At 72.2% G+C, this 15,033-nt stretch carries 15 protein-coding genes; 5 read left to right on the top strand and 10 right to left on the bottom strand.

Annotated features, from left to right (window positions below):
* Window positions 1-123: 123 nt before the first annotated feature.
* From ACLJPL_RS30540 to ACLJPL_RS30530, 3 genes are read right to left on the bottom strand one after another with little or no spacing between them, the layout of a single operon-like run.
* Window positions 124-891: a DUF3710 domain-containing protein gene (locus tag ACLJPL_RS30540; RefSeq protein WP_411084189.1), complete on the bottom strand. Its 768-nt coding sequence runs from the start codon at window positions 889-891 to the stop codon at window positions 124-126.
* 1 nt (window position 892) lies between these two features.
* Window positions 893-1,420 carry a dUTP diphosphatase gene (dut, locus tag ACLJPL_RS30535; RefSeq protein ID WP_411084188.1) on the bottom strand — a complete coding sequence of 176 codons (528 nt, stop codon included), beginning with the start codon at window positions 1,418-1,420 and terminating at the stop codon, window positions 893-895.
* Complete coding sequence (locus tag ACLJPL_RS30530; protein ID WP_411084187.1) at window positions 1,420-2,004, bottom strand: PaaI family thioesterase; 585 nt, start codon at window positions 2,002-2,004, stop codon at window positions 1,420-1,422. The genes dut and ACLJPL_RS30530 overlap by 1 nt, the downstream gene beginning before the upstream one ends.
* A 58-nt stretch (window positions 2,005-2,062) precedes the next feature.
* Here ACLJPL_RS30530 and ACLJPL_RS30525 point away from each other — a divergent pair, with 58 nt between their 5' ends.
* Window positions 2,063-2,521 (top strand): DUF3093 domain-containing protein, encoded by a 459-nt coding sequence (locus tag ACLJPL_RS30525; RefSeq protein WP_411084186.1) that lies wholly within the window; start codon window positions 2,063-2,065, stop codon window positions 2,519-2,521.
* A 48-nt stretch (window positions 2,522-2,569) separates the two neighbouring features.
* Here ACLJPL_RS30525 and ACLJPL_RS30520 read toward each other — a convergent pair whose 3' ends face one another.
* The 4 genes from ACLJPL_RS30520 to ACLJPL_RS30505 all read right to left on the bottom strand — a co-directional run bounded on the left by ACLJPL_RS30520 (window position 2,570) and on the right by ACLJPL_RS30505 (window position 6,256).
* Entirely contained in the window at window positions 2,570-3,637 is a 1,068-nt protein-coding gene (locus tag ACLJPL_RS30520; protein WP_411084185.1) for a hypothetical protein, read from the bottom strand.
* Window positions 3,638-3,650: 13 nt separating this feature from the next.
* On the bottom strand, window positions 3,651-3,947 hold the full coding sequence (locus tag ACLJPL_RS30515; RefSeq protein WP_003965732.1) for a DUF4193 domain-containing protein: 297 nt from the start codon (window positions 3,945-3,947) through the stop codon (window positions 3,651-3,653).
* A 405-nt stretch (window positions 3,948-4,352) separates the two neighbouring features.
* On the bottom strand, window positions 4,353-5,597 hold the full coding sequence (locus tag ACLJPL_RS30510) for a sensor histidine kinase (RefSeq protein WP_411084184.1): 1,245 nt from the start codon (window positions 5,595-5,597) through the stop codon (window positions 4,353-4,355).
* 5 nt (window positions 5,598-5,602) lie between these two features.
* Window positions 5,603-6,256: a response regulator transcription factor gene (locus ACLJPL_RS30505; protein ID WP_411084183.1), complete on the bottom strand. Its 654-nt coding sequence runs from the start codon at window positions 6,254-6,256 to the stop codon at window positions 5,603-5,605.
* A gap of 344 nt (window positions 6,257-6,600) precedes the next feature.
* On the opposite strand from ACLJPL_RS30505, the gene ACLJPL_RS30500 reads away from it, so the two are divergent.
* Complete coding sequence (locus tag ACLJPL_RS30500; protein WP_411084182.1) at window positions 6,601-6,774, top strand: hypothetical protein; 174 nt, start codon at window positions 6,601-6,603, stop codon at window positions 6,772-6,774.
* 189 nt (window positions 6,775-6,963) lie between these two features.
* Here the strand turns inward: ACLJPL_RS30500 and ACLJPL_RS30495 are convergent, their stop codons facing one another.
* Together ACLJPL_RS30495 and ACLJPL_RS30490 are read right to left on the bottom strand one after the other, a co-directional pair.
* On the bottom strand, window positions 6,964-7,764 hold the full coding sequence (locus tag ACLJPL_RS30495) for an inositol monophosphatase family protein (RefSeq protein WP_411084181.1): 801 nt from the start codon (window positions 7,762-7,764) through the stop codon (window positions 6,964-6,966).
* Between the two features lie 170 nt (window positions 7,765-7,934).
* Window positions 7,935-9,062, bottom strand: a complete 1,128-nt coding sequence (locus ACLJPL_RS30490) for a ferrochelatase (RefSeq protein ID WP_411084180.1) — start codon at window positions 9,060-9,062, stop codon at window positions 7,935-7,937.
* A 344-nt stretch (window positions 9,063-9,406) separates the two neighbouring features.
* Here ACLJPL_RS30490 and ACLJPL_RS30485 point away from each other — a divergent pair, with 344 nt between their 5' ends.
* Both ACLJPL_RS30485 and ACLJPL_RS30480 read left to right on the top strand, forming a co-directional pair.
* Window positions 9,407-10,654 carry an MFS transporter gene (locus ACLJPL_RS30485; RefSeq protein WP_411084179.1) on the top strand — a complete coding sequence of 416 codons (1,248 nt, stop codon included), beginning with the start codon at window positions 9,407-9,409 and terminating at the stop codon, window positions 10,652-10,654.
* Window positions 10,611-11,933: a D-arabinono-1,4-lactone oxidase gene (locus tag ACLJPL_RS30480; RefSeq protein ID WP_411084178.1), complete on the top strand. Its 1,323-nt coding sequence runs from the start codon at window positions 10,611-10,613 to the stop codon at window positions 11,931-11,933. The genes ACLJPL_RS30485 and ACLJPL_RS30480 overlap by 44 nt, the downstream gene beginning before the upstream one ends.
* Before the next feature lie 217 nt (window positions 11,934-12,150).
* Here the strand turns inward: ACLJPL_RS30480 and ACLJPL_RS30475 are convergent, their stop codons facing one another.
* The gene (locus ACLJPL_RS30475; protein ID WP_411084177.1) at window positions 12,151-13,419 is read right to left on the bottom strand and encodes a hypothetical protein; all 1,269 of its coding nucleotides are present in this window, start codon (window positions 13,417-13,419) and stop codon (window positions 12,151-12,153) included.
* Between the two features lie 495 nt (window positions 13,420-13,914).
* Here ACLJPL_RS30475 and sepH point away from each other — a divergent pair, with 495 nt between their 5' ends.
* Entirely contained in the window at window positions 13,915-14,970 is a 1,056-nt protein-coding gene (sepH, locus tag ACLJPL_RS30470; RefSeq protein ID WP_411084176.1) for a septation protein SepH, read from the top strand.
* Window positions 14,971-15,033 lie beyond the last annotated feature (63 nt).

The raw sequence follows: 15,033 nt of genomic DNA, 5'->3' as shown, positions 1-15,033 counted from the left end.
GCCGGGCATTACGGTGGGACACGAGGGCCTCCGTCCGGTGAAGATTCGACACCTCCACCACACACGGGGGCCCTCGTCATGATCAAGCCCCACCAGCGTTAACAACGCTCGTGATCAATACACCTAGCGCACCTCGGTGATCTCGGGCCCGCGCTGGAGCTGGCCCATGCCGCCGGAGAACTTCGAGCCCTCCTGCTCATCCTGCTGGACGCCCTCGGGCACCATCTGGGCGTCGTTGGGGAGCTTGAGGACGATCGGGTCGCGGGGGGCCATCGGGCCGTCCCCCCGGACCACCACGGTGTCCCGGAAGATCGTCTCCAGCAGCCCCGCGGTCTGCGGCTGGACGGCGCCCTGGCCGGAGATGACGCCGCGCAGGAACCAGCGCGGTCCGTCGACGCCGACGAAGCGCACCAACTGGACCCCGTTGGTCCCGTCCGGGAGCTGTACGGGGACCTGCGCGCGCAGCTCCCAGCCCAGCGGGCCCTCCACCTCGTCGATGACACCGCCCTGCTGGGTGATGCCCGAGGCGATCTCGTCGCGGACCTCGCCCCAGATGCCCTCCCGCTTGGGTGCGGCGAACGCCTGGAGCTGGACCGCGCTGTCGCGCAGCACGACGGTGGCGGCGACGATCGCGTCCCCGGCCACCTCTACCCGCAACTCCATGCCCTCGACACCGGGCACGAAGATGCCGCCCAGGTCGACCCGGCCCTCGCCGGGCTGGGTGACCTCGGTGCTGTCCCAGGGCCCGTCCGGCCGGGGGGCCGGCGGCAGATTCGTCCGCCGGGCGCTCGGCGCGGCCCCGTCGGCGCTCTCGTCGGCGACCTGCTCGGCCTCGCGCACCTCGTCCGCCTCGTCCTCGGCGGAACCACTCTTCTTGCGACGTCCGAACACGTCACTGTCCTTCCCGGTCGGATACGACCGAAGCGTAGCTGTTCCCACCGTGGGTGATCCCGCCCTCGGCGACGTCCACCGACGCGTGGCCGCCGGTGGACCCGAAGCCCCCTTCGGCCCGCGCCGAGCCGGGAAGTTCCGCCACCTCGTGGAAGCGCACCTTCTCGACCTGCTGGACAACCAATTGGGCAATCCGGTCGAACCGCTCGAACCGCACGCTCTCGCGTGGATCGAGGTTGACCACGATCACCTTGATCTCCCCACGGTACCCGGCATCCACCGTCCCTGGGGCATTCACGAGGGCCACTCCGCAGCGGGCGGCGAGGCCCGAGCGCGGGTGCACGAAGGCGGCGTACCCGTCGGGCAGGGCGATGGAGACCCCGGTGGGCAGCACCGTGCGCTCGCCGGGGGCGAGTTCGGCGGCCTCGGTGGTCACCAGGTCGGCCCCGGCGTCCCCCGGGTGTCCGTACGCCGGAATCGGCACGTCCGGGTCGAGCAGGCGGATCAGTACGTCCACGGGACCGCGCATCAGGGGTTCACCTCGAAGGCTCGGGCGCGCTTGACCTGGTCCGGGTCGGCCATGGCCGCCTGGATCTCGGCGGGCCGGCCGTTCTCGATGAAGTGGTCCACCTTGACCTCGATGAACAGGGCGTCCGCGCGGACCGCGACGGGGCCCTCGGGGCCGCCGATCCGGCCGGTGGCCGTGGAGTAGATCTTCCGGCCGTGCACGGCGGTGATGCGGGCGTCGAGGTGCAGCACGGTGTCCACCGGGACGGGCCGGACGAAGTCGGTCTCCAGCCGTCCGGTCACCGCGATGGTGCGCAGCAGCCAGTTCAGCGAGCCGAGCGTCTCGTCCAGCGCGGTGGCGAGCACGCCGCCGTGGGCGAGGCCGGGGGCCCCCTGGTGGGCGGCCTTGACGGTGAACTCCGCGGTCACGCTCACGCCTTCACCGGCCCGCGCCATCAGGTGCAGGCCGTGTGGCTGTTCGTCGCCGCAGCCGAAGCAGTGCTCGTAGTGCGCGCCGAGGAGCTCCCCGGGGGCCGGGGCGTCAGGGTGCCGGACCGGCGCGACGGCGTCGGCCGGGGGTGTCAGAGCTGCTGATGTTCCACTCACAGGCGCAGACCTTACCCGCGCGGCGGCACGCCGGTCGCGCCGTGCCAAGCTTGACTCCATGCAGCCTTCCGCACCGCCCTTCGATGAACGTCTCACCGCACCCCGTTCCTGGTGGTTCATCGCCTTCGGGGTGGGTATCGCCTGCGCGCTGATGCTTCTGCCGCTGGGCACCCTGCCGCTGCTCGCCGGACTGGTCGGCGGCACGGCCGCGGCGGCCGTCGCCGTGAGCGCCTACGGCTCCGCCCGGATCCGGGTGGTCGCGGGCGCGCTGGTGGCGGGCGACGCCCGGATCCCGCTGTCGGCGCTCGGGGAGCCGGAGGTGCTGGACGTCGAGGAGGCCCGGGCCTGGCGCACGCACAAGGCGGACGCCCGCGCGTTCATGCTGCTGCGCAGCTATGTGGGGACGGCGGTGCGGGTGGAGATCACGGATCCGGACGACCCGACTCCGTATGTCTATCTCTCCACCCGGGATCCGCGGGGCCTGGCGGCGGCGCTGACGGCCGTTCCGGCGGCCTGATCGCCGATGAGGGGCCTGATCGGCGGCTGACCGGCCCCGAGCGGGGGGTCAGCCGCCCTCGATCTCCTTGGGCAGCGGGACCGGCAGGGCGGGCTGTTCCAGCGGGGGCAGTTCGGTGAGGCGGTCCCAGGGGATCCGGCTCTTGCGCAGGTCGTTCCTGACCCGGTCGGCGAGCTTGCGGGTGTCGCGGCGGTTCATCGTCGCGCCGACCGCGGCGCCGACCATGAACGGGATCAGGACGGGCAGGTTGCGGGCCATGCGCTTGGTGATCTGCTGGCGCAGCTCGCGCTTCATCTGTCCGCCGAGGGCCGCGTTGAGGGTGGCGGGCCGGGTGACGTCGATGCCGCGCTCCTCCGTCCACGACGTCAGATACGCGGCGCTGCGCTGGGCGAGATGGCCCGGCGGGCGCTGGCCGTAGACCTCGTGGAGCTCGGCGACGAGCTTCATCTCGATCGCGGCGACGCCGGTGACCTCGGCCGCCAGCTCGGCGAGCATGGCGGGCGGTACGGGCATCATGGCGGCCGCTCCGATGCCTGCGCCCACGGTGGCGCTGGCCCGGCTCGCGCCCGCCACCAACTTGTCGGCGAGCTCCTCGGGCCCGAGCCCGGGGAACTGCTTCCGCAGGGTGTCGAGATCGCGCACCGGGATGCGGGGAGCCGTTTCGATGATCCGGTCGGCCAGCTGGCCGGCCAGGGCACGGGCGCTCTCCCCGCCCTTGCGTACTCCCCGTTTCACTGTGTGAAGGCGGCCGGCCCCGGTCGTGGGCTCCGCCTGTTCCGTCTCTCCGGTCCGGTCCGGCGACGACGTCTTCCCGGCCGCTTCGAGCGAGGCCGAACGGCCGCGCCCGTCGCCGGAAGAACCGGAATCGGACGTACCGGAGTCGGACGTGCCGAAGTCAGAAGCATCGGAGCCGGACGTACCGAAGTCGGAAGCACCCGAGCCGGAACCACCGGACTCCGCGCTACCGGTGTCGGAGACGCCGGAAGCATCCGGCAGGGCGGCCGGATGCTCGGCAGACGGGCTGACGCCTGCTGCCGGGCCTGTGCCGCCCTGATTCACCTCCGGGTCGTGCCGACGCCAGGGGCGTCGCTTCCGGAACGGTGTGTCGCCTGCCACGGCCGACCCGACCTCAGTCGCAGTCGCGGCAGATGGGCTGACCGTTCTTCTCGCGGGCCAGCTGGCTGCGGTGGTGCACCAGGAAGCAGCTCATGCAGGTGAACTCATCGGCCTGCTTGGGCAGGACCCGGACGGCCAGCTCCTCGTTGGAGAGGTCCGCGCCGGGCAGCTCGAGACCTTCGGCCGCGTCGAATTCGTCGACGTCGACGGCGGATGCCGTCTTGTCGCTCCGACGAGCCTTGAGCTCTTCGAGGCTGTCCTGGTCCACGTCGTCGTCGGTCTTGCGTGGGGTGTCGTAATCCGTTGCCATGTCGCTCTCCCCCTCTTGGGTTTCTGCGGGTGTCTCAGCGCTCGTAACGCGTGAGAGGCCGGACTTGTGCCCGACCTGAGGCGGAGATTTTGCCTCACATCAAGGTCTGTTACTCAATCGACACCCAACCGGACGCCTCGGCGAGGCTCGGCTTGGGTGGCGATGGGGACCGTACACGGTCCCCACTGTGCGGTTAACGGGTGCCACCCCGTGTACTTCCCGTGATAACACCCCCCGAAAACCCGGACGATTAGCGGTTTTCCGACCGAGGCGCGATCACGGAGAGTAGACGATCCCCAAACCGCCCCTGTGATCGATCACACACGAATCGCCCGGGAACGGGTCTTGAAAATTCCGCCCAAAGCGAACATGAAGATTCGGTGCAGAGTCACACCGTGCAGCCTCTCAGACCGGCAGGGTGACGCGCATCACGAGACCGCCGCCTTCGCGGGGCTCCGCGATGATACGGCCTCCGTGGGCCCGCGCGACGGACCGCGCGATCGACAGGCCGAGTCCGACCCCCTTGTCGCTGCCCGTGCGCTCCGTGCGCAGCCGCCGGAAGGGCTCGAAGAGGTTGTCGATCTCGTACGCCGGGACCACGGGACCCGTGTTCGAGACGACGAGCAGGGCCTGGCCGGGCTGGAGGGCGGTGGTGACCTCCACCCAGCCGTCCTCGGCCACGTTGTAGCGCACGGCGTTCTGTACGAGGTTCAGCGCGATCCGCTCCAGCAGGACCCCGTTGCCCTGGACGACGGCGCCGGCCCGATCGCCCCGGATCTCGACGTTCCGCTCCACCGCCTCCGCCCGGGCCTGGTCGATGGCGCGGTCGGCGACCTCGGCGAGGTCGACCGGTTTGCGCTCGACGATCTGGTTGTCGCTGCGGGCCAGCAGCAGCAGGCCCTCGACCAGCTGCTCGCTGCGTTCGTTGGTGGCCAGGAGGGTCTTCCCGAGCTGCTGGAGCTCGGGCGGGGCCTGCGGGTCGGAGAGGTGGACCTCCAGCAGCGTGCGGTTGATCGCCAGCGGGGTGCGCAGCTCGTGCGAGGCGTTGCCGACGAACCGCTGCTGCGCGGTGAACGCCCGCTCCAGGCGGTCCAGCATGTCGTCGAAGGTGTCCGCGAGCTCCTTGAGCTCGTCGTCCGGGCCGTCCAGCTCGATCCGCCGGGTGAGGTCCGTGCCCGCCACCCTGCGCGCGGTCCGGGTGATCCGGCCCAGCGGGGACAGGACGCGTCCGGCCATCGCGTAACCGAAGGCGAAGGCGATGATGCTGAGGCCGACCAGGGCGAGCAGCGAGCGGTTCAGCAGGGTGTCCAGAGCCTGCTGGCGCTGCTCTCCGTTGCACGCCTTGAGCGCGGCGTTCGCCTCGTCCGCCGAGAGGCCCGGGGTGAGGGCGGGACAGGCGTTGTTGGTGAGCTGGATCTTGCTGTCGGGCAGCAGCTTGAACGGCAGCTCATTGCCCATGTGCAGCCCCTGCGCGGCCAGCATGTAGATGATCGAGAGCAGCACGATGCCCGCGATCAGGAACATCCCGCCGTAGAGCAGGGTGAGCCGTATCCGGATGGTCGGGCGCAACCACGGGTACGGGGACTCCTGCTGCTTGGGCTCCCAGGTGGGCTTCGGGGGCGCCGCAGGGGGGTCGGAGGTGGTGGCCATGGTCCTCAGATCCGGTATCCCGAGCCCGGCACGGTGACGATGACGGGCGGTTCGCCGAGCTTGCGGCGGAGCGTCATGACCGTGACCCGCACGACGTTGGTGAAGGGGTCGGTGTTCTCGTCCCATGCCTTCTCCAGGAGCTGCTCCGCCGAGACGACGGCGCCCTCGCTGCGCATCAGGACCTCCAGCACCGCGAACTCCTTGGGGGCGAGCTGGATCTCCGCCTCGTCGCGGAAGACCTCGCGGCGGTTGGGGTCGAGCTTGATGCCTGCCCGCTCCAGGACGGGCGGCAGCGCGACCGTCGTACGGCGGCCGAGCGCGCGGACCCGGGCGGTCAGCTCGCTGAAGGCGAAGGGCTTGGGGAGGTAGTCGTCCGCGCCCAGCTCCAGGCCCTCCACCCGGTCGCTGACGTCGCCGGAGGCGGTGAGCATGAGCACCCGGGTGGGCATGCCGAGCTCCACGACCTTCCGGCAGACGTCGTCCCCGTGCACCACCGGAAGGTCCCGGTCCAGCACGACGACGTCGTAGTCGTTGACCCCGATGCGCTCCAGGGCCGCGGCACCGTCGTAGACGACGTCGACGGCCATGGCCTCCCGGCGCAGTCCGGTGGCCACCGCATCGGCGAGCAGCTGCTCGTCCTCGACGACGAGTACGCGCACAGCGCAGTCCTTCCTTAGGTCCTTCTACGGGTTCACCCAGCGAACGGCCCCAGGGGAGGCCGACTGTGTGCGTCCATCCTGCCCGCAACGCGCATAAACCGGCGGTAAGACGGCGCTCGGCCGACCGGGGCCCGGGGAATGCGGCGGAATTACCGGCCAGTTGAGGTTTCTCTGAGGCTACGCGCGGGGAAGAGGGGTTCACACCCGCGATCACGCCCGGCACGTGGCATGCCACGACCCTCTCCTTCCCGGAGAAGCGGCGAGATCACCCGCCCTCCGGCTCCCCTGCCGGAGGAAGACCGGGCACACCCCCGTGCCACCGACCCACGATGAGGGGGCGCATCATGGACGCTTTCACCGCAGGTCTGCTGCAACGCATCAAGACCACCGAGTCCGACCTCACGCGGGCTCGCGAGGACGGCGACGACTTCCTGGCGGACGTCGAGCAGGGCGAGCTGGACGACCTGCACCGCCTCGCGGCCGAGCACGGCGTGGAAATCAGCGCCGCGAGCGTCTGAGCCGTATGACAGAGGGCCCCGGATGCCGTCCTGGCACCCGGGGCCCTCTGCTGCGCCCGGCGGCCCGCACAGCCCTCACCAGGCCCCTTGAGCGGTCGGCAGGGCCCTTGGGGCGGTCAGCGCGTCAGGCCCGCCCGCTCGCCGGGCAAGGTGCGTCGCCGGGCACGGTGCGCAGTCGGGCGCAGCGTGTCAGTCGTGCCAGGCGCCCAGCTCGTCCAGGGCGGCCTGCAACGGCTCGAAGACTCCGGGGGTGGCGGCCACCGTCAGGTCGCCGTCCGCCGGGAGCCCGGGGCGGCCGCCGGTGAGCGCACCCGCCTCCCTGGCGATGAGGTCGCCCGCGGCCAGGTCCCAGGGGTGCAGTCCGCGCTCGTAGTAGCCGTCCAGCCGGCCCGCCGCCACATCGCAGAGGTCGACGGCCGCCGACCCGCTGCGCCGGATGTCCCGGAGCCTCGGGATCAGCTGCTGGGCCACGTCCGCCTGGTGGCCGCGGACGTGGCCGACGTAGTTGAAACCGGTCGAGACGAGGGCCTGGTCCAGCGGCGGGGCGGGCCGGCAGCGCAGGGCGTCGCCGTTCGCGTACGCGCCGCCGCCCAGGACCGCCTGGTACGTCTCCCGGCGCATCGGGGCCTCGACGACGCCCACGACCCGCTCCCCGTCGCGCTCGGCGGCGATGGAGACCGCCCAGGTGGGCAGGCCGTACAGATAGTTCACGGTGCCGTCCAGCGGGTCGATGACCCAGCGGATGCCGGTGCTGCCCGGCGAGCTGGCCCCCTCCTCGCCGAGAAAGCCGTCGTCGGGGCGGAAGTCGGACAGATAGCCGGTGATCAGCTTCTCGGCGGCGATGTCCATCTCGGTGACCACGTCGATGGGGCTGGACTTGGTCGCGGCCACCCCCAGGTCGGCGGGGCGGCCGTCGCGCAGCAGGGCTCCGGCGCGGCGGGCGGCCTCCAGGGCGAGGTCGAGCAGTTCGGACAGGGCGGGGTCGGTCACGGTGCTCCCGGGGGACTCGACGGAACAGGGGCTTGACGCGTGGGCAGGAGCTCGACGCGGACGGCAGAGGCTGTACGCGTACGGCAGGGGCTGTACGCGGAAGGCGAGGGCTCACTCGTACGGCAGCGGCTCTACGCGTACGACGAGGGGCGGCGCGTACGGCAGCGGCTCTACACGTACGGGCTGTCGGCGCCCGCCGCCGCGGGTTTGGGGGCCCTCGCCGGGCAGCAGCCGACCGGGCAGAGGTCGTGGGAGGGGCCGAGGGAGCCCAGCGCACAGGGCTGCACGGCCTGCCCCCGCTCGGTCCCGGCGCGCTCCAGGACCAGGTCCCGTACGGCGGCGGCGAAACGGGGGTCGGCCCCGACCGTCGCGGACCGGCGGACCGGCAGCCCGAGCTCGGCGGCCTTGGCGGTGGCCTCGGTGTCGAGGTCGTACAGGACTTCCATGTGGTCGGAGACGAAGCCGATGGGCGCCATCACGACCGCGCCGACGCCCTCGCCGTGCAGGGTCTCCAGGTGGTCGCAGATGTCGGGCTCCAGCCACGGGATGTGCGGGGCGCCGCTGCGGGACTGGTAGACGAGCTGCCAGGGGTGCTCGACGCCGGTCGCCTCGCGCACCGCGTCCACGATGAGCCGGGCCACGTCCAGGTGCTCCGCGACGTACGCCCCGCCGTCGCCGTGGGCCTCCAGCGGGCCCGAGGCGTCGGCGGCGGAGGTCGGGATGGAGTGGGTGGTGAAGGCGATGTGCGCGCCCGCGCGGACGTCCTCGGGCAGGTCGGCGAGCGAGGCGAGCACCCCGGCGACCATGGGCTCCACGAAGCCCGGGTGGTTGAAGTAGTGGCGCAGCTTGTCCACGCGCGGCACGTCGAGCCCCTCCGCCTCCAGGGCGGCCAACGACTCGGCGAGGTTCTCCCGGTACTGGCGGCAGCCCGAGTACGAGGCGTACGCGCTGGTGGCGAGGACGGCGATCCGGCGACGTCCGTCGGCCGTCATCTCGCGCAGGACGTCGGTCAGATACGGCGCCCAGTTGCGGTTGCCCCAGTAGACCGGCAGGTCCAGGCCGTGGCCGGCGAAGTCCTTGCGCAGGGCGTCCAGCAGCGCGCGGTTCTGCGCGTTGATCGGGCTGACCCCGCCGAACAGGAAGTAGTGCTTGCCGACCTCCTTGAGCCGTTCCTCGGGGATGCCCCGGCCGCGGGTCACGTTCGCCAGGAACGGGACCACGTCGTCCGGGCCCTCGGGACCGCCGAAGGAGAGCAGCAGCAGGGCGTCGTAGGGAGCGGGATCGCGCAGATCGGCCATGACACCGATCCTGCCACCCGCCGCTGACAGTGCGGCAACCGACGTCCGACGCCGCGTCGGAAACCCGCTGAACCGCTCCGGAATCCGCCGTCGACCGCGCCCCGGGACCTCGCCGCGCTCCGCTGCCGGCCGCTCCTCCTGTTTCCCCGGGACCTCGCCGGAAATCCGTGTTCGGCCGCACCCCGGTTCCTGTAGGAACCCCTGTCGGCTCCTCCCCGGGACCGCTCCGGAATCCGCTGTCGGCCACTCCCCCGGCCGCCCCGAAATCCGGTGTCCGCCGCACCCGCCCGGCCGTAAGCTGTATCGGCCCGCTACACACCTGACAGGCACGACCGGAGTACCCCTTGCCCAGCCCCTACCGCGCCATCTTCGCCGCCCCCGGCTCCAAGGGGTTCTCCGCCGCCGGGTTCTTCGGGCGGATGCCGTTGTCCATGATGGGCATCGGGGTCGTGACGATGGTGTCCCAGCTCACCGGCCGCTACGGGCTGGCCGGAGCGCTCACCGCGACGCTGGCCATGGCGGCGGCGTTCTTCGGCCCGCAGGTGTCGCGGCTCGTCGACCGGTACGGACAGCGGCGGGTGCTGCGCCCCGTCACGCTGGTCGCGGTGGCGGCGGTGGCGGGGCTGCTGATCTGCGCCCAGCAGGGGGCGCCGGACTGGACGCTGTTCGTCTTCGCGGCGGGCGCGGGCTGTGTGCCGAGTGTGGGGTCGATGGTCCGGGCCCGCTGGGCGGCGATCTACCGGGGTTCGGGCCGCGAGCTGCACACGGCGTACTCCTGGGAGTCGATCGTCGACGAGGTGTGCTTCATCTTCGGCCCGATCATCTCGATCGGCCTCTCCACCGCCTGGTTCCCGGAGGCCGGTCCCCTGATCGCCGCCGCGTTCCTGCTGGTCGGCGTCTTCTGGCTGACCGCGCAGCGCGCCACCGAGCCGATCCCGCACCCGAAGTCGCAGCACACCGGGGGCTCGGCGCTGCGCTCGCGGGGACTCCAGGTCCTGGTGGTCACGTTCGTGGCGACGGGCGCGATCTTCGGGGCCGTCGACGTGGTGACCGTGGCGTTCGCCGAGGAGCGCGGCCACAAGGCGGCGGCCTCCTTGGTGCTGGCTGTCTACGCGCTCGGTTCCTGCCTGGCGGGAGCCGTCTTCGGGCTGCTGCACCTGAAAGGGAAGCCCGCGACCAGGTGGCTGGTGGGTGTCTGCGCGATGGCCGTGAGTATGATCCCCCTCCAACTGGCCGGGAACCTTACGTTGCTGGCCGTGGCGCTCTTTGTCGCGGGCCTCGCCATCGCACCGACGATGGTCACCACCATGGCCCTCGTCGAAGCGCACGTACCGCGCACCAAGCTGACCGAGGGCATGACCTGGACCAGTACCGGGCTCGCGGTCGGAGTGGCGCTCGGCTCCTCGGCCGCCGGCTGGGTGGTCGACGCCGCCGGGGCGAAGGCGGGGTACGCGGTGCCCGCCGTGGCGGGAGCGCTCGCGGCGGCGGTGGCGTTCCTGGGGTATCGCCGGCTGGCGAAGCCGGTTCCTACGGGAGGGCGCGGGGAAGATGACCGACACCTACGCACGGACGACGACGAGCGCGTGGCGTAACTGGGCGGGCAACGTCACCGCCCGCCCGGCCCGGGCCGAGTCCCCCGCGTCCGTGGACGAGCTCGCGGACGTACTGCGCCGGGCGAGCGCGGACGGCCTGAGGGTGAAGCCGGTCGGCACGGGCCACTCCTTCACGGCGACCGCCGCCACCGACGGGGTGCTGATACGCCCGGACCTGCTCACCGGCATCCGGGACATCGACCGCAAGGCGATGACCGTCACCGTGGAGGCGGGCACTCCGCTCAAGCGCCTCAACACCGCGCTCGCCCGCGAGGGACTGTCGCTCACGAACATGGGCGACATCATGGAGCAGACGATCGCCGGGGCGACCTCCACCGGAACGCACGGCACCGGCCGCGAGTCGGCGTCGCTGTCCGCCCAGATCCGCGCCCTCGAACTGGTCACCGCGGACGGCACGGTGCTGGTCTGCTCGGAGCAGGAGAACCCGGACGTGTTCGCCGCCGCCCGGGTCGGGCTCGGCGCCCTCGGCGTGATCACCGCGATCACCCTCGCGGTGGAGCCGATCTTCCTGCTGACCGCCCGCGAGGAGCCGATGGCCTTCGACCGGGTCACGACGGAGTTCGATCAGCTGGTCGCCGAGAACGAGCACTTCGAGTTCTACTGGTTCCCGCACACGGGCAACTGCAGCACCAAGCGCAACAACCGCAGCGCGGGCCCGGCCGCCCCGCCCGGCAGGGTGAGCAGCTGGGTCGACGACGAGCTGTTGTCCAACGGGGTCTTCCAGGTCGCCTGTTCGGTCGGGCGCGCGGTCCCGGCGACCATCCCCTCGATCGCCAAGCTCTCCAGCCGGGCCCTGGCCGCCCGGACCTACACCGACATCCCGTACAAGGTGTTCACCAGCCCGCGCCGGGTGAAGTTCGTGGAGATGGAGTACGCCGTTCCGCGCGAGCAGGCCGTGGCGGCGCTGCGGGAGCTGAAGGCGATGGTCGAGCGCTCGCCGCTGAAGATCAGCTTCCCGGTCGAGGTGCGCACCGCGCCCGCCGACGACATGGCCCTCTCGACGGCCTCGGGCCGGGAGAGCGCGTACATCGCCGTGCACCTCTACAGGGGCACGCCCCACCGCTCGTACTTCACCGCGGTCGAGCGGATCATGACCGCGCACTCCGGCCGCCCGCACTGGGGCAAGATCCACACGCGGGACGCGGCCTATCTGGCGGGGGTCTACCCGCGCTTCGGCGAGTTCACCGCCGTACGCGACCGACTCGACCCGGAGCGCATGTTCGGCAACGACTACCTGCGGCGCGTGCTGGGCGACTGAACCGGCGCACGCCCGGCGCGTGACGTCCCGGTACGGCATCGGCCCCCTCGCTCTAGCGAGGGGGCCGATGCGCTTCACGCCCTTCAGGTACGCCGATCGCTCCGGTGCGCCGGCCGGCCCCGTCCCGTACGCGAGTGGCTCACTCCGGTACGTACGCGGGTCACTCGGGTACGCCGGTCACTGCTCGGGTACGCCGGTCACTCCTCTGGTACGCCGGTCACTCGACGCCGTTGCCGGTGCCGGGCGGGGCCTGCTCGCCCTGGCCGGGAGCGCCGCCCGCGCCCGTGCCGGTCGGCTCGGGCGCGCCGGTGCCGCCGTCGCCGGGCGTCGACGGGGTGGGCGTGGGGACGACCGGCGTGGTCTGCCCGCCGCCGGAGCGGGAGGGCGTCGGGGTGGGCGTGGGGTCGGCGCTCGGGCTCTCGCCGCCCGTGCCGGTTCCGGGGTCGGGGCTCGGGCTGCCGCTGTCGCCCCGGTCCGTGGCGGGGGCGGAACCGGTGCCGTCGCCGGGCGTCGGCCGCTGCTCGTCCTCTCCCCCGTCCTGGCCGGTGTCCCCGGAGGGCGCGGGATCGGCGGGCCCGGAGTCCCGGTCGCCACCGCCACCGCGTACGACGGAGCTGAGGGTGGTGCCCCCGCCGCCGCCGAGCTTGGTGTCGGAGATCGCCTCGAAGGCGGTGATCCCGGCCATGGCGACGGCGAAGACCGCGGCGGCCGCGAGCGCCGGACGCTTCCAGCCGCGCAGCCGGGTGCCATGGGTGACGCCATCGGAGAACACGTCGTCGCCTGACGCGTCGTCGGGCGCGGCCGGACTCGCGTTGCCGGAAACGGCCGGACTCGCCGTGACCTGCCGGAGCACCCGCGTACGGTCTTCGGCCTGCGGCAGCGACTGCGTACGGTCTCCGTCCCGCGGCAGCAACCGCGTACCGTCTTCGGCCCGCGGCAGCAACTGCGTACGGTCGGCGTCGGACCCGGCATCCGCGCCCCGCCCCGGCCGCGCCCTCAGCATCCGGGTCCGTGCGTCGCCGAGGTCCAGCAGCTGGGTGCGGTCGGCGCCGGGCTTCGGCGCCTGGGTGCTGTCGGCGTCGGGGATCACCTCCGGCACCGCGCCCGGGTCGAGGGTGGGCAGCAGCGTGGTGGCGTCGTCGGCCGGGGCTTGCGCCGGCGTCGGCCGCCTCTCGGCCGCTCGGTGCGCCGAAGGCGTCGTTTCCTTGGTGTGCACCGTCACCTGGCGGCCCTCCGGGTGGGTCACCTGGACCGTCACCTCGCGGATCTGCTCGCCGGTGCGGCGGAAGAAGTGCTGGAAGACGGAGCCGCCGCAGGTGGCGACGACGCTCATCACGCCGGCCCCGGCGATGGTGCCGTACACCCCCAGTTGGGAGGCGGCCACGGCTGCCGCGACGGCCGCCACTGCGCTTCCGGCGACCTGCGGAAGACTCAGATCGATGCGCCTTTCCTTGGGTTCTGTGTCGCTTTCCGGCTTCTGAACCATTACCAGCCCCTGCTTGACATCTCTCCCACCATGCAACAGGAAGGGACAAATGAGCGAAGTGGATAGTTCCGTTTCCGGTGATTGTGTGAAGCACAACACGCATCAGGGGCATTTCGCGGAGATGCGGGTAACCCAACTCCCGTGCCCTCCGAGAAGTTCGGCGGCGCGCCGGTCCACCCCGGTGGCCCGAATGGAGTACTGTGACGAGCCCTGGGGCGGACTCCCACGTGGGAATCCGCAGCTACGGGAGGGGGTCGGCGGCGGCACTCGAACCGGCGGCGCCAAGGCATGGCACGGGTGCTTGCTGCACAGAGCGGCCAAATCGGTCACTTTGGTGCGCAAAGGGCAACCGTGTCATGGTGGCGTTCCAGGGCGAGCGCCCGACACGCCGGGCAACTCGGCAAGGTTGTGGCAGGCTGCACCCGGGCAGGTCACACTCGACTAGCGGAAGCAGCGACGCACGTGACGTCGGCAGGCACCACCCGGGAGGTCCCCATGCCCGAACTGCGTGTCGTGGCCGTCTCCAACGACGGCACACGACTGGTGCTCAAGGCTGCGGACAGCACGGAATACACGCTTCCGATCGATGAGCGGCTGCGCGCCGCCGTGCGCAACGACCGCGCCCGGCTGGGCCAGATCGAGATCGAGGTGGAGAGCCACCTCCGCCCCCGCGACATCCAGGCCCGCATACGGGCCGGCGCCTCCGCGGAGGAGGTCGCTCAGTTCGCCGGCATCCCGGTCGACCGGGTGCGCCGCTTCGAGGGCCCTGTGCTCGCGGAGCGCGCCTTCATGGCCGAGCGGGCCCGGAAGACCCCCGTGCGCCGTCCCGGCGAGAACACCGGCCCCCAGCTCGGCGAGGCGGTGCAGGAGAGGCTCCTGCTGCGCGGCGCCGACAAGGAAACCGTCCAGTGGGACTCCTGGCGCCGTGACGACGGCACCTGGGAGGTCCTGCTCGTCTACCGGGTCGCGGGCGAACCGCACTCGGCGAGCTGGACCTACGACCCGCCGCGCAGGCTGGTGCAGGCCGTCGACGACGAGGCGCGCTCGCTGATCGGCGAGAGCGACGACGCCGCGCCCGAGCCGAGCTTCCCGTTCGTGCCCCGGATCGCCCGGCTGCCGCGCGACCGGCCGCTGGACCGCGCCCTCGACCGGCAGATCGAGCGGCCCGCCCCGGCCGCCGAGCCGGAGGAGTACGTCAGCAGCGCATCGGCCGGCGAGCGCGACTCGCTGACCAGCCTGCTGGAGGCGGTGCCGAGCTTCCGCGGTGACATGGTCGTCCCGGAGCGGCCCACGCAGCCCGAGCCGCCCGCGCTCGAACCCGCCGCCGAGGAGGAGGCCGAGACCGAGGAGCCGCCCGCCGCGGCCTCCGCCGGGGCCGGTTCGGCGTACGCGGACGTGCTGATGCCCCGCGCGGTGGCCGGTCACCGCGACCGGCTCACCGGGACGACGGACCGCCAGGCCGAGGCGGACGGGGTCCGTCCGGGACGCCGGGCGGCGGTGCCGAGCTGGGACGAGATCGTCTTCGGCACCCGCCGCAAGAAGCAGGACTGACCGGAAGTGACGACCGGCGGCAGAGGGGCCCGTACGCGACTGCGTACGGGCCCCTCTCCGTCG

Source organism: Streptomyces sp. cmx-18-6, assembly GCF_046548915.1.
GTDB lineage: Bacteria > Actinomycetota > Actinomycetes > Streptomycetales > Streptomycetaceae > Streptomyces.
Note: the sequence above shows the minus strand (reverse complement) of the source record. Positions and strands in the feature narration are given on the sequence as shown.